The sequence below is a fragment of the Paenibacillus sonchi genome, from assembly GCF_016772475.1.
GTDB classification, from domain to species: Bacteria; Bacillota; Bacilli; order Paenibacillales; family Paenibacillaceae; genus Paenibacillus_AQ; species Paenibacillus_AQ sonchi.
Genome location: NZ_CP068595.1, coordinates 152141 through 166798, shown reverse-complemented (window position 1 = coordinate 166798; position 14658 = coordinate 152141). Strand labels below are relative to the sequence as shown.

The window sequence follows — 14658 nt, the reverse complement described above, 5'->3', positions numbered from 1 at the left end:
AAATTGAATGCATTCAAGCGTCATAGGGGGCCTGTACTTATGTCCGAAGCCGTTGCACAGCTTAATGAAACCCTGCTAACCATGCTGCAGTCAGAGACTTTTGTTCTGCTGAACACTGTGGATGCGGAATCCGGCGGGCCTACGTCCACCGCTATTTCCTGGATCTATGCAGTGAGCCCTTCTATAGTGCGTCTTGCGGTGGACCACCGCTCCAGACTTGTGAACAATATGAAGGTGAATCCGCTCGTGACCATAACGGTCTTTGGCGAGGGAACCGTACATGCGATTAACGGGCACGCTTTGGTGAGGCAGGACCCGCTGCCCGATGTTCCGTTCAAAATGTGCTGTTTTGATGTTGAAATTGAAGCGGTCCGCAATGCGCTGTTCTATGGCGCTCAGCTGGAGTCCGCCCAAAATATGCTAAGGTATACGATGCACGTGCGGCTGAGAAGCTGGACGGACAGGTGTTTGCTGCCATGCAAAAAGCCCAGTGATGATCTCACTAGGCTTTTTTTAACAATAAGGATGTATTTTTCTTCTATCCAATCATCCTTATTCGCGGGAACGGATGCCTTTTGAAGAATGGCTTAGCCGTTGCTGCATAGCCAGAGGTTCTGGTTACTGGTTGCCCCGAGGCATGGTATCCCCCGGAAGCTGTGGTATAATGCGGCCGATAATGTCGGCCATCTCGGAGGCGAAACCGGATACCGGGTTCCCTTTGCTGATGTGGCGTCCCATTTCAGCAAGTCTGCTGGAGATATCCATGTCGGCGGTGACAAGCGCTTTTACACCTCTCGGGTCCTTGCGGATGGCTTCAGCCACAGAATATTTGATGTTTCCTACCCGGGACCGGGTAAGTGTTCCGTCAACATCAATACCAACTACGGCAACGTTATTCATGACCACACAGTGAGCGCCCTTTACACCGGGAACTCTGCTGGCCAATTGCTCAAAATGGTCTTTGAGCGCAACATCGCTTACATCTCGAGCGTCATAAGGGTGTCCGGGCTGTGATTGGGGCACAAGGCCTGCATCACGTCCATCTGCCAAATTCCGCACTTCGCGGTTCCCCTGGCTGCTCAAAGCTTTTGCCGATTGTTTATCCTGAGGAGAGGGTGATGACGCTTTATTAGCGATACCGCAGCTTGTCAGCAGCAGCAGTACCAGCAACAGACACATTGATTTTCTCATATGTGCGTACTCCTTTCAGCCAATGGATCAGGTTTTATCTTAGCTTGCCCTTGCTGAGTGGAGTTATGTATGATCAATCAAACCAGGCGCTGTGGAGGGGATAACATGAAAAAGATATTTGTACTAGACACCAACGTGCTTCTGCACGACCCCAATTCGATTTTTGCTTTCAAGGAGCATGAAGTTATCATTCCGGCTGTAGTCCTGGAAGAAATCGACTCCAAGAAGCGTAATGCCGATGAAATCGGCCGCAACGCCCGCACCGTGTCGCGCTTATTAGACGGACTTCGTGAACTGGGCCACCTGCATAGCGGTGTGGGACTCGAGCATGGAGGCACGCTGAAGGTAGAGCTTAACCACCGCAGCTTCGTTAAGGTACAGGAAATGTTCGGTGAAGTGTCCAATGACAACCGGATTTTGGCTGTCGCGCTTAATTATCTTCATGAGGAGAATGATAAGGCAGAACCGAGACCTGTGGTACTCGTGAGTAAAGATGTGCTCGTCCGCATCAAGGCGGATGTGCTTGGCATTACACCGGAGGATTATCTGTCTGACCGCACCGGTGATTTGAACGAGCTGTACGCAGGGTATCAGTCGCTGATGGTACATCCTTCGCTGATTGATGAATATTACAGCCACCGTTTTTTATCCGTCAAACAATTGGCCTTGTCTTACCCGCTGTACCCGCATGAGTTCGTTATCATGAAGGATGAGATCGGCACCGGCAAGTCGGCTCTGCTCAAGGTGAACAGCGACGCCTCCCGCCTGGAGCCGCTCTATCTCGGAAATGATGCGGTATGGGGAATCAGTGCCCGCAACGCCCAGCAGCGGATGGCGCTGGAACTGCTGCTGAATGATGATATTCCGCTGGTGACCATCACCGGCAAAGCGGGAACGGGCAAAACCTTGCTGGCCCTGGCTGCCGGACTGTTCAAGGTGGAAGACGAGCATAAGTACAAGAAACTGCTGATCGCCCGTCCGGTCGTTCCGATGGGGAAGGATATCGGGTACCTGCCGGGTGAGAAGGACGAGAAGCTGCGTCCATGGATGCAGCCGATTTATGATAATCTGGAATTTCTGTTCGATACGAAAAAGTCCGGCGATATCGATAAAATCTTGATGGGGCTGGGCAGCATTCAGGTGGAGGCCCTCACCTATATCCGCGGACGTTCGATCCCGTCGCAATTCATCATCATCGATGAGGCCCAGAACCTGTCCCGCCATGAGGTGAAGACCATTGTCTCCCGGGCCGGGGAAGGCAGTAAAGTGATCCTCATGGGCGACCCGGAGCAAATTGACCATCCTTATCTCGATGCCGCAAGCAACGGGCTCAGCTACATCGTGGAGAAGTTCAAGCAGCAGGGCATCAGCGGCCACATCACCCTTGAAAAGGGCGAGCGTTCGCACCTGGCCCAGCTGGCCGCCGATCTGCTGTAGTTGCAGGCTTGCCTTATAGAGCCAGATCCACCCGTGTAGATACAACCGGCCGGCTCAGCCGCTCTAGCATAGCTAATCCAGAACGGTCGCTCCAGCATAGGTGTTCCAGCACAGCGCTCTAACTCAGTCGCTAAACTTAGTCGTAACTAGAACCAAGGTTAGTGTGATTGCACTAAGTACAACAGAATGAGGGAGAAATAGCTGTCTCAACGAAATCTGCTGTATTTCGTGCAACAGATTTTAAGAAATACGCCCTCTTTGGGTTAAATCCGGGAAATCTAGTGTACAAAGTGCAATAGAAATCAAAATGGGGCAGATTTTTGCAAATTTGAGTGTACAAAGTGCAATAGATTGCTGGCGGCATATCCCAGTATATAAGTTGTATGTTGGTTTGCAGGCTATCTCAAGCCTGCAGGCGATCTGGTTTACCGCAAACAGCCGGGAGAGCACTCCCGGCTGTTTCTTTTGCCGCCCCCAAGGAACGGCGAGGGGGGATAATCAGGGGAGCCGTTAGCGGAGAGAGCGGAATTGGTCTGGAGAAGCGGCAGCGTTCGCCTTTGTCCCCGGATTTCTACCGTTATATCCAATCCAAAAAATCCGGGGACAACAGCGATCGGAAGAATAATCCGCACGCGCAGCGTCCAGGCTCTCCAGCAGAATCAATAGCCGTCGCCGTTCACACCTATATAATAGAAAGAAAACGTTTTCAACCCGGCAGACAAGCGGAGAAGCTTCTGGTAAAATGGGGAAGACGAGTTATAGGCGGGAGGAGAAAAACGTGCTGAGAAGGAGAAACTACTGGCTGCTGTTTGCTATTTTATTGCTGTCGCTGACAAGCCTGTCCCCCAGCATGGAGCTGGATACCCGGGAAGATACCCATCCGCTGAAGCAGCAGCTGAATCAATCGGAGCGTCCCGCTTCCGGGGATAAAGACAGGATTCAAAGTCTGAATATCCGGGTGTCCCTAAGCAATGAGGAATTTAATGAACTGCAGCGGATCAGCAACAACTACAGCTTGTCCAGCGGAACCCAAGTCAACCTAAGCAATGTGGACAGTGGTGAGGCAGACGGGGTTTTGAAGCAAGACCTTACGATTGGCAACAGTCCGGATATTGTAATGACCGATGGCCGGAGCATCACGGATTTGGCTACACAGGGTTACTTGCTTCCGGTTGATATTTACCAGAGTGTTCCAGGAAGTGCTCCGCTAACAACACTGATCCCGCAAATGCAGTGGAATGGCTATAACTGGGGGGTTCCTCTTGATATTGACCCCTATGTGCTTGTATATTCGCCTCAGCATCTCTCGGAACTGGGAATCGCAGGATTGCCCAGAAGCCTGGAGCAGTGGAATGCGCTGCTTAAGGTCATCCGGGAGCATCCGGATAAGCGGCAATATTTACTGGCGATGGATACCCGTAATCCCTATGGATATTCCGCTGTTCTGGAGAGCATGGGCGGCAGCCTGCAGTCTGTTAATCCGGCTCTGCTGGAATGGACGAAATACGCGGGCAGCCATTTCTATCTCACCAGTAATACGAATACAGAGATATGGGATAAGCTGCAGGATGGCACAATAGCAGTTGCCGCTCTTCCATTGTCGGAATGGCAGCTGCACGGGAATTCATCACTGGCTGCCGCAGCACCGCTCACCGACAGCAGCGGGCTAAGGTATGAGGCAATACACAGCCGTTTCTTTGCTCTTCCGGCACAGTCCGGCAATCCGGAGGCCGCTGTCCAATGGCTTGCCTATGTCACTTCAAGCTCTGCACAGCTGGAATGGCTGAAGAATACGGGGCGGCTTCCGGCGCTGGATGAGCTGTACCGTTCCGGGCTGCCGGAGAGTGTGAAGCTGCCTTTTGACACCGCGCTGCTCTTCACTGACGAAGCTGACCTTGAGCATGAATCGGCAGGCGGCTGGACGGAACTCTCGGCGGCAGTGACACAGCTGTTGACAGGCAAGCTTGACCCGGCGGGCTACACCGCAGCGGTGGCTGAAGCCTTAGAATGACAGAGAGAGCTTCACATGCAGTACACCGTCCGCACTGCTTACCTCGGTAGCACGCAGGAAGGATACGATTTTTTCCGGATAAAAACCAAGGTCAAATTCTTCCTCCAGCGCTTTGCGGGTAGTATCCGGGAGCTCCAGCCCATTGAACAACACATGATCTACATGGAACATCAGCCCGTTGACCGGTTCCTCCTGGATCGTATAATGTCCGGTCAGCGTCATCGATAATCCTCCGCTTTTGCCGGAGGCTGTGACTTCATTGTTATTGAAGTGAAAGGCGAAATCCTGAAACAAAGGGTTTTGCGACACCAGAAACTCGTTCAAATCCTCTTCCTTCAAAGCCAGATGATACGTCATGCCTTTACGGGTCAGGATGCCGTCACGGCTCTGCACGAACTGCGGCAGGTGCTTCATGGCGGATGACAGGGCTTTGAAATAGGTTTTGACTTCATGAATCCCGATATTTTCCCAATACTTCGTGAATTCCTCTAATAAGGCGCTCATTCTTGCCGGATCACTGCTGGATTGAATGCCGCTTTCAATATCTTCATTCAGGATGGCCATCCGGGCCTTCTGCTCCTCCAACACGGCTTTAAGCTCTGCAAGCTCCTGTGAGCTGCGCTGCGCTGCAGTAAGGGTCGCTTTCAGCTTTTTATACTCTTCTTCATATTGAGACAGGATATCTTGGTCCCGTCCGATCACAATCTCATAATAATCATACAAGGCCAGCAGTCTGCTAATGCTTTTGGCCGAGAGCACGGCTGCCAGGAGTCCATCTCTTTCTCCCATATAATAAGACCGGATGATGGCACCGGCCCGTTCCTGTTGGTCTGTAATGGCATTTTTTTGAGCAGAGGCCCTTTTTTCCAGCATACTTGCCTGTTGTTCCAGTGCTTTTTGCTCAGAGCTGATCCGGCTGATCTCCTGTTCAATTTCTGCTGAGGATAGGGTTTGTTCCAGCAGCATGCGGGTTTCTTCGTTGTCAGGCATGTCTGGAGGAGCAGCCGTCAGGCCCGTACCGGGATCAGCGGACAAAAAGGCAGGGGGCGTCAGCGGCAGCACAGTGAAGCAGAGCAGGATCAGCAGCATAACAGGATAACGGCTTCGATTATTGCGGGGTTGCACCACTCCACCACCTTATAGGATCAGAATATGTATGTACTAATCTTATGATTAGCCCTGTTAAAATATCATACCCTCTTTTCTATCCGGGACCTAGTGTATTCGCACAAAAAAACGGAAGCGCTCCTTATGGAAGGAACAGCCTCCGTTTCCTGTTTGCAAAAAAAGAGCTTACAACGGCAGACCCATTTCAAAAATGGTCCAGTAGCTGAAGCCTGTAAATGTCAAAATCATATATCCCCAGAAAAGCAGGATGTAGGTCTTCTCCGTAAATTTCATATATCCCAGGATGACGAAAAAAGCGGTTTGCAAAAAGAAAAGCAGGGCCATTTCCTTCAAATCCCCGGCAAAAGCCATGAGTCCAATAACGAGCGTAAAAAAACCCAAGACACGAAACATGCGGTCCAAGAGAACATCCCCCTCCTGTAGTATCCGGCAATTCCTTATTTGAGCTTTATTATAACTGCTGAAACAAACGGTGTAAACGAATTCATTGAAAAAAAGTTGTGAATCGGAGATAAATATGATTTTTGTTATAGACTTTATGCATAGGAAAGAAAATGGAGAATTTATAGCATAACAAGTATGATGTTCCGTCAAAATGGAAATACAATTTAGTATCAAATAGATTCTATGAACTCTAATAGAGGCATAGAAATGGAGTAAGCAGCTTTTATCCTATTCACTATCCGGCGGAGCTGCCGGTTATGAAGATGGTTATTTCATGATGTTGTTAGGAGGGTTAGGCTTTATGACAGCCGTTAGACAGGACGCTTGGAGCGCAGAAGATGATTTGATATTGGCCGAAATAACGCTGCGTCATATCCGGGAAGGCAGCACACAGCTTGCTGCTTTTGAAGAGGTGGGTGAAAAAATCGGCAGAACCTCGGCGGCATGCGGATTTCGCTGGAACAGCTGTGTTCGCAAAAGCTATGAAGATGCAATCGGTATTGCCAAAAGTCAACGCCAAAAGCGGAGTTACTTGAAAAAGCAGCCTTCCGCCAGAGGCGCACAGGTTGCAGGTCTCATTCTCGGAGACATTGAAGAGGAATACAGCCGCAGCGAGGAGCTGGGTGAAAATTCATTGTCCATTGATGCCGTAATCCGGTTCTTGAGACAGTGGAAGGGCAGCTTTCAGGAAGCAGGCCGCCAGCTCAAAATGCTCGAAAGGGACCTGCGGGAGAAGGAAGATGAATTAACGGAGCTTAGACTGGAAAATGAAAGGTTATCCAAAGAGGTTAATCTTGCTCAGAGTGACTACCGTGTCGTCAATGACGATTACAAGGCGCTTATCCAAATCATGGACCGGGCGCGAAGGCTCGCTTTTCTTAATGAAGAAGAAGAGGAAATGAAGACCCGCTTCAAAATGGATGCAAACGGCAATCTGGAACGGATTGAATAAACTCACATGCTTCGTCAAATCCCGCACGCAGTGGCTTATGGCCCGTGTTTGCGGGTTTTTTGTATTTACAGGACCGGTTTTGCTTTTGCCGGAGAACGAAGGATATAATTAGGAAAATTGCGAAAAGGCGGCAGGTGTCAGCATGAAAATCGATATTATTGGCGCAGGTTCCCTTGGGCTTCTGCTGGCCGGGAAGCTTATTCACGCCGGAGCAGAGGTCAGACTGTGGTGCCGGAGTGACGAACAGGCGGGGGAATTATCCCGGCAGGGCATCACCATAAGCTATGAGGACGGAAGCCTTCCTCTTCATCTTGCGGGCAGCAGCTTTCGGGCAGGCTCTATAGACAAATTTGCAGAAACCGTAATCCGGGTCCCGGGAGACTGGACGGCGATTATGCTTAAACAGAATGCTTTTCACAATACATTGCCCAAGATTCTTGCCCCTCTTCGGGATGCCAGACTCTATGCAGTTTGTTTTCAGAATGGCAATGGCCATCTGGAGCTGCTCCAGGAGCTCTTACCGCAGGCTTCAGTCTGGGCGGCAGTGACCACGGAAGCGGCCAAGAGAAAATCATTAACAGAGATTATTCATGCAGGGACCGGGGAAACCTTTATAGGAAAAAGAAGAAACATAAATCCAGCAAAAGGAGGATTGGAGGAGGAAACAGCGGCAATTAGTTTGACTAAGGCACTTGTTGCAGCAGGATTCCGCGCATTGATGTCGAAAGAAGTGGATACCATGATTTACCGGAAGCTGCTATTCAATGCTGTGATCAACCCGCTTACAGCGATCTGGCGTATTCAGAACGGCGAGCTGACGGCCTCCGGGGAACGTATACAGTTAATGAAGGAACTGTACCGCGAGGCTGCGAGCGTATATGATGCCTGCGGCATTGCATATGACGCTGATGCGTGGGAAGGCATACTGGAGGTTTGCCGGGCGACCTCGGGCAACACTTCATCGATGCTGGCCGATGTTCTTGCTTCAAGAGCAACGGAAATTCGCTGGATTAACGGGAGCATTGTGGCGATGGCGGATAGAGCTGGTATCGCGGCCCCTTTACACCGCTGGATTTGCCGGTTGGTAGAAGGCATGAATGTGAAGGAGAGGTGAGGCTGTTTGGAATTGCTGCGGAATTCGTTCATTTCATTAAGCGTTATTCCGGTTGTTCCTTTTTTAATTGTATATTTCATAGGGGTAGGTCTCAGAAAAGAAAAGAGAAATACCTTGTTGCTCGCTATGGATGTTACGACTGTATTTTTATTTTTTTCCGTGTCGGCCTTGTTCAATACCATTTTCAAAATGGATTTCGGGTTTTATCTTATACTACTTATTGTATTAATATCCGCTGGACTGATTGGAGGCGCCCAGAATCGCCTCAAAGGCAATGTGGACGGAAAACGGTTATTTCGGGCTGTTTGGAGGCTGTCATTCTTTTTTATGGGAACGATGTACGTGCTGTTTATGGTCGTAGGCCTTGTCCATTACATATCACAAGCCATGTAATGTTCCATTGCTCCGGTAAAGCGTCAATGTCACAAAATTTTTAACTTTTAAAAAAAATGTGTTTTCAGAAAATATTGCTCTAGATTTTTTTGACCACTGGTTGTATAATCATAAACCATATACCACATTCTATTTAGGGGGAACTGCTAGATGAAGAAGAGTAAAAGTCTATTACTCATGATTGCATTGGTTCTCGTGATCGGCACAGTGCTTGCTGGCTGCGGCGGAAACAATGCAAACAACGGCAACGCTGCGGCGACTAACGCGCCAGGCAATGAAGGCAGCAAGAACACAGGCACCGCAACCGGTGACGAGAAATTGGCCGCTGACCAAACACTTAGAGTCAACCTGACTTCAGAACCACCTACATTTGATCCGGCGCAAGCTCAAGACAGCCAGGCAAATACTGTTTTGAAAACGATGTATGAAGGTTTGACCCGAATGAATGACGAAACTGGTCAAGCTGAGCCCGGCATTGCTGAGAAATGGGACATTTCCGCTGACGGTCTGGTATATACCTTCCACCTGCGTGATGCACAGTGGAGCAATGGCGACCCAGTAGAAGCAGCAGATTTCGTTCGCGGATGGAAAATCGTGCTCGACCCTAACACAAATCCTACTGCACCTTACGCTTATCAGTTGTACTACCTGAAAAATGCCGAAGAATATTACACTAAAAAAGTTACAGATTTCAGCCAAGTTGGCGTAAAAGCCGTTGACGCAAAAACTCTTGAAGTTACGCTGAAATCACCAACACCTTACTTCCTCGGATTGCTGTCCTTCTATACTTATTACCCTGTACACAAATCCATTGAGGGTAATCCGAAGTGGGCAACCAACAAAGACACAATGATCACCAACGGTGCATTCACACTGACTGAATGGACCACTGGTCAAGCCATTCAAGTGACTAAAAACGAAAAATATTGGGACGCAGCTTCCATTAAACTTAGCAAAATCGACTTCTCCATTGTTAACAGTGGCGCAACTGAATTGCTGAGCTATAAAAACGGCGAGCTTGATCGTGCCGGTAACCCTAATGGTGAAATTCCATCAGAGCAACTTCCTATTGTCAAAAAAGAGCTTCCTAATGAGTTTGTTTCCAAAGGTATCGCAGCGACTTATTACTATTATTTCAACACTACCGAAAAACCTTTCAGCAACGTTAAGATTCGTAAAGCACTAACTATGGCAATTAACCGCCAAGCCCTGATCGATAACATTACTTTGGGCGGCCAGCTTCCTGCCTTTGGTTTAGTGCCTCCGGGTATTGCTGGAGTTGACGGTGAGTACCGTAATACTATTAAAGACAGCTACTTCACAGAAGATGTAGAACAAGCAAAAACATTGCTTGCCGAAGGTCTGAAAGAAGAAGGTCTGACTGCTCTTCCTCCAGTTGATTTGAGCTACAACACAAGTGAAAACCACAAGAAGATTGCTCTGGCAATTGCTGATATGTGGAAAAATAATCTTGGCATTACTGTGAACACTGTGAACCAAGAGTGGGCTGTATTTATCGATAACCGTCAAAGCCAGAACTACCAGATCGCCCGTGCCGGCTGGACAGCGGATTACAATGATCCGATGACCTTCCTGGATATGTTTGTAACAGGCGGCGGTAACAATGATGCCGGCTATGCCAACCCTGAGTATGACAAACTGATTGCTGATGCAAAAACAAACTCTGACCTGGCTAAACGCCAAGAAGACTTTGCAGCAGCTGAAAAAATGCTGATTCAGGACGATATGGTTATCATGCCGATTTACTACTACACAAACAACTCCCTGACTAAAGAATACCTCAAAGGTGTAACTCTTGACTTCAGTGGTGCTGTTGACTTCACTCGCGGCTATCTGCTTGAGCACTAAGAATTAATTTTAAGCATCCCAATTAAATAGATAGTCATCTGAAGGTAGCTGTACACTTCGGGATATATATGTGGAATTCCATATATATCCCTTTTTTTGTATTTGCGGCTTTTTGTTAATGTTTTCACAAGTTTACAAAATTAGAAAATAGACAAATCGCCGTTTTTTGAATAAAATTCAATTGTATGTCTACAAAAAATTGCCAGGGGAGGTGTTGATGGGGATGGTTCGTTATGTTGCCAATAAGTTTTTCTATATGCTTGTATCGCTGTTTGTGCTTGTTTCAGCGACTTTTTTTCTGATGAAAGCTATTCCGGGGGACCCGTTTACTTCCGAGAAAAAAGTTCCGCCGGAAATTAAAGCGCGTTTATACGAGCAATATGGTTTGGACAAGCCGCTCTATCATCAGTATTTTAAGTATTTAGGTGAGATTGCCCAAGGAGATCTGGGTGTATCCATGAAACGCCTGAATCAGGATGTAACGCATTTGATCGGACAGACCTTTTCAGCGTCCTTGAAGCTGGGAGTTGTCGCAATTATCGTGTCGGTTATTGTCGGGGTCATTCTCGGCATGCTGGCGGCACTCTATCACCGCAAATTTATTGATAGCGCCGCGATGGTGCTGGCGGTGTTGGGGATTGCGGTTCCGAGCTTTGTTGTCGCGTCTTTGCTGCAGTATGTGTTCGCTTATAAGTTTCATTTGTTTCCGGTTTCAGGGTTTAAGGGCCCCATGTATTATTTCCTTCCGGTAGCAGCGCTCTCGGCACAGCCGATAGCCTTTATTGCACGTCTGACCCGCTCCAGTATGCTTGAGGTGCTGCACGCAGATTATATTAAGACGGCTAAGGCTAAAGGACTAAGCTGGTTTGCTATTTTGAGCCGTCATGTTCTCCGCAACGGGATTTTGCCGATTGTAACTTACATGGGACCTATGACAGCTAACATCGTTACTGGTTCAGTAGTTATTGAGCAGATTTTTGGTATCGGTGGTATCGGTAAGCAGTTTGTGGAAGCCATCGGTGTCCGTGATTATACCGTCATAATGGGGATTACTATTTTTTATGGTATTCTGCTCATGGTGGCCCGTTTTATTACAGACATAGCTTATGTACTTATAGATCCGCGGATCAAACTAACTGGAGGAAAGGAGGGCTAAAGATTGGCATCTGACAAAAATATGGGTTCGCTGGATGTGAACCTGAAACCGGAAGATTTTCAGAAAATCGGTATTGATGAGAAGCAGGCGGAGGTTATTCAGCGTGAAAGTCTTTCTGCTTGGAGGGATTCCTGGCAGCGGCTGCGCCAAAATAAAATGGCAATGACTGCATTGATTGTTCTTGGATTGATCGTTCTGGCTTCGCTGATTGGTCCGTTGTTCTCAAAATATAATTACTACTCCAACGATTTGCTCAGCACCAATAAACCTCCTTCATCCGACCATTGGTTTGGCACTGATGATCTGGGCCGTGATATCTTTGTCCGTACATGGTATGGAGCACGCATCTCACTGATTGTTGGTTTGGCGGCAGCGGCAATCGACTTGTTCATCGGCGTTATCTATGGCGGTATTATGGGCTTCTTTGGCGGCCGTGTAGATAATGTCATGAATAAAATATCGGAAATTTTGTATTCCATTCCTTACTTGCTGGTGGTTATCCTGCTGCTGGTAGTTATGGAACCAAGCTTGGGGACGATCATTCTGGCGCTGACCATTACAGGCTGGATTACCATGTCCTGGATTGTCCGTGGTGAAATTATGCAGCTCAAGAACCGTGAGTTTGTTCTGGCTTCGCGCTCCATGGGTGCCGGCTCCAAAAGACTCTTGTTCCGTCACCTGCTGCCAAATGCTGTAGGACCTATTATCGTAACGATTACTTTGTCCGTACCAAATGCCATTTTTGCTGAAGCGTTCCTGAGCTTCCTCGGTCTTGGGGTACAGGCTCCAATCGCTTCACTGGGTTCGATGATCAATGATTCACTGACTGGCTGGCTTTATTATCCGTGGCGCTTCCTGTTCCCGGCTATCCTGATAAGCTTGACCATGCTTTCCTTTAACATTTTTGGTGATGGTCTACGTGATGCACTGGATCCTAAGCTGAAGAAATAGGAGGTGAATATTGATGGAACCCATTCTGCAAGTCAAAGATCTGCATGTTTCCTTTTTTGTAAAAGGCGGAGAAGTACAAGCTGTCCGTGGGATGAATTTTGAAGTAGGCAAAGGTGAAACAGTAGCCATCGTCGGTGAATCCGGCAGCGGCAAAAGTGTGACCGCACAATCGATTATGCGGCTGATTCCTTCGCCTCCTTCCAAAGTGAAAAAAGGCGAGATTATTTTTCAGGGACAGAATCTGCTGGACAAAAGCATGAAGCAAATGGAAAGTATTCGCGGCAAAGATATTGGCATGATCTTTCAAGATCCGATGACTTCTTTGAACCCAACGATCAAGGTGGGCAAACAGATAACCGAAGTTTTGATCAAACATCAGAAAATGTCAGCGGCCGAAGCGAAAGAGCGTGGTGTTGAGATGCTTAAGCTAGTTGGCATCAAAAATGCGGAGGCTCGCTTTAACCAATATCCCCACGAATTCTCCGGCGGGATGCGCCAGCGTGTAATGATCGCCATTGCCCTGGCCTGCCGCCCGGCCCTGCTGATCGCAGATGAGCCGACAACAGCGCTTGACGTAACGATTCAGGCGCAGATCATGGAAGTTATGCAAGATATGCAGCAAAAGCTGGGGACCTCCATCATTCTGATTACACATGATCTCGGCGTTGTTGCCGGCATGTGTGACCGGGTCATCGTCATGTATGCTGGTGAAGTGGTGGAAACGGGTACCAGATGGGAAATCTTTAAGAATCCGCAGCATCCGTATACCAAAGGATTGCTGCGGTCGATGCCGCGTCTGGACCAAAAGAAGGGCGAGCCGCTGATTCCGATCATCGGTACTCCCCGGATCTGATCAAACCGCCGGTCGGCTGTCCGTTCACGGCACGCTGCAGTGAAGCGATGCATGTCTGCGAACAAATCGATCCCGGTGCAACAGAATTCAGCGAAACGCATATGGCGCGCTGCTGGAATCTGCATTCGATGGCCAAGGAGGTGCAGTTCGTTTGAGTAAGAACCTGATTGAAGTTGAAGGTCTTAAGAAGTATTTTAATGTCGGCAAGGGAAAAGTTCTTAAGGCTGTTGATAATATTAATTTCACGATTCGCGAAGGCGAAACCCTCGGGATGGTAGGGGAATCCGGTTGCGGTAAAACCACTGCCGGCCGGACAGTGCTTCGTCTTTACGAACCTACTGCCGGAAGCGTGAAATATAATGGTACAGATATCTACAAATTGTCTGCGGGCAAAATGAAGGCTATGCGCCGTGATATGCAAATGATTTTCCAGGACCCGTATGCATCTCTAAATCCGCGGTTTACGGTTTCGGATATCATTGGTGAGGCGCTGGACATTCACGGAATGGCCGGAAGCCGTGCAGAGCGCAAAAAACGGATTGAAGAGCTGCTGGATATGGTTGGGCTCAACCATGACCATGCCACACGTTATCCGCATGAGTTCTCGGGCGGACAACGCCAGCGTATCGGGATTGCCCGTTCGCTCGCGGTGAATCCCAAATTCATCGTCTGCGATGAGCCGATCTCCGCACTGGACGTATCGATTCAGGCGCAGGTGGTCAATCTGCTGAAGGAATTGCAGGACCGTCTTGGACTGACTTATCTTTTTATTGCACATGACCTGTCCATGGTTAAGCATATCAGTGACCGTGTGGCCGTAATGTACCTCGGTAAAATGGTCGAGCTGGCCGAGAGCGAAGAATTGTATGCTAACCCGATTCATCCGTATACGAAGTCGCTGTTGTCGGCGATTCCGGTTCCGGATCCGGAGGTTGAAGCGAACAAGAAACGCATTCATCTGCATGATGAACTGGGTTCTCCGATTTATGCTGCAGGCGAAAAAACCAATGACAGCGACTATCAATTGGTCGAAGTTTCAAAAGGGCACTTCGTTGCCAAGCAATACGCATAAGCAGACCGTCAGGTCTGCAGTAATATCATATTTTAGCAAGCATCATTCAAGGCGGGAGCGTTCAGCTCTCGCCTATTATTTGAATAT

The 14658-nt window shown here is 48.5% G+C and carries 12 protein-coding genes and 2 pseudogenes; 11 read left to right on the top strand and 3 right to left on the bottom strand.

The genetic code is table 11. The annotated features are described in order from the left end of the window. Positions 1-39: 39 nt before the first annotated feature. Positions 40-494: pseudogene (locus JI735_RS00815) on the top strand (PNPOx family protein). 124 nt (positions 495-618) lie between these two features. Here JI735_RS00815 and JI735_RS00810 read toward each other — a convergent pair. Further along, positions 619-1191, bottom strand: a complete 573-nt coding sequence (locus JI735_RS00810) for a YhcN/YlaJ family sporulation lipoprotein (protein WP_039837003.1) — start codon at positions 1189-1191, stop codon at positions 619-621. Positions 1192-1296: 105 nt separating this feature from the next. On the opposite strand from JI735_RS00810, the gene JI735_RS00805 reads away from it, so the two are divergent. Further along, complete coding sequence (locus JI735_RS00805) at positions 1297-2628, top strand: PhoH family protein (protein ID WP_039837004.1); 1332 nt, start codon at positions 1297-1299, stop codon at positions 2626-2628. Between the two features lie 778 nt (positions 2629-3406). Next, positions 3407-4639, top strand: a complete 1233-nt coding sequence (locus JI735_RS00800; RefSeq protein WP_039837005.1) for an extracellular solute-binding protein — start codon at positions 3407-3409, stop codon at positions 4637-4639. Here the strand turns inward: JI735_RS00800 and JI735_RS00795 are convergent. Beyond that, the gene (locus JI735_RS00795) at positions 4631-5764 is read right to left on the bottom strand and encodes a coiled-coil domain-containing protein (protein ID WP_233476198.1); all 1134 of its coding nucleotides are present in this window, start codon (positions 5762-5764) and stop codon (positions 4631-4633) included. The genes JI735_RS00800 and JI735_RS00795 overlap by 9 nt on opposite strands. A gap of 168 nt (positions 5765-5932) precedes the next feature. Further along, positions 5933-6169, bottom strand: a complete 237-nt coding sequence (locus JI735_RS00790; protein WP_020427861.1) for a DUF2626 domain-containing protein — start codon at positions 6167-6169, stop codon at positions 5933-5935. Positions 6170-6512: 343 nt separating this feature from the next. Here JI735_RS00790 and JI735_RS00785 point away from each other — a divergent pair, with 343 nt between their 5' ends. The 8 genes and pseudogenes from JI735_RS00785 (at position 6513) to JI735_RS00750 (ending at position 14571) form a co-directional block, all read left to right on the top strand. Beyond that, on the top strand, positions 6513-7163 hold the full coding sequence (locus JI735_RS00785) for an RsfA family transcriptional regulator (protein ID WP_020427860.1): 651 nt from the start codon (positions 6513-6515) through the stop codon (positions 7161-7163). Positions 7164-7305: 142 nt separating this feature from the next. Beyond that, positions 7306-8277 (top strand): ketopantoate reductase family protein, encoded by a 972-nt coding sequence (locus JI735_RS00780; protein WP_039837006.1) that lies wholly within the window; start codon positions 7306-7308, stop codon positions 8275-8277. A gap of 6 nt (positions 8278-8283) precedes the next feature. Continuing rightward, positions 8284-8670 carry a DUF3397 domain-containing protein gene (locus JI735_RS00775; RefSeq protein WP_039837007.1) on the top strand — a complete coding sequence of 129 codons (387 nt, stop codon included), beginning with the start codon at positions 8284-8286 and terminating at the stop codon, positions 8668-8670. Between the two features lie 150 nt (positions 8671-8820). Then, entirely contained in the window at positions 8821-10539 is a 1719-nt protein-coding gene (locus JI735_RS00770; protein ID WP_039837008.1) for a peptide ABC transporter substrate-binding protein, read from the top strand. 223 nt (positions 10540-10762) lie between these two features. Beyond that, complete coding sequence (locus JI735_RS00765; RefSeq protein WP_039837013.1) at positions 10763-11695, top strand: ABC transporter permease; 933 nt, start codon at positions 10763-10765, stop codon at positions 11693-11695. A 21-nt stretch (positions 11696-11716) separates the two neighbouring features. Then, positions 11717-12646: an ABC transporter permease gene (locus JI735_RS00760; protein WP_039787540.1), complete on the top strand. Its 930-nt coding sequence runs from the start codon at positions 11717-11719 to the stop codon at positions 12644-12646. 13 nt (positions 12647-12659) lie between these two features. Then, a pseudogene (locus tag JI735_RS00755) lies at positions 12660-13654 on the top strand (ABC transporter ATP-binding protein). Continuing rightward, the gene (locus tag JI735_RS00750) at positions 13651-14571 is read left to right on the top strand and encodes an ABC transporter ATP-binding protein (RefSeq protein WP_020427853.1); all 921 of its coding nucleotides are present in this window, start codon (positions 13651-13653) and stop codon (positions 14569-14571) included. Before JI735_RS00755 ends, JI735_RS00750 begins: the two are co-directional and overlap by 4 nt. Positions 14572-14658: the final 87 nt, after the last annotated feature.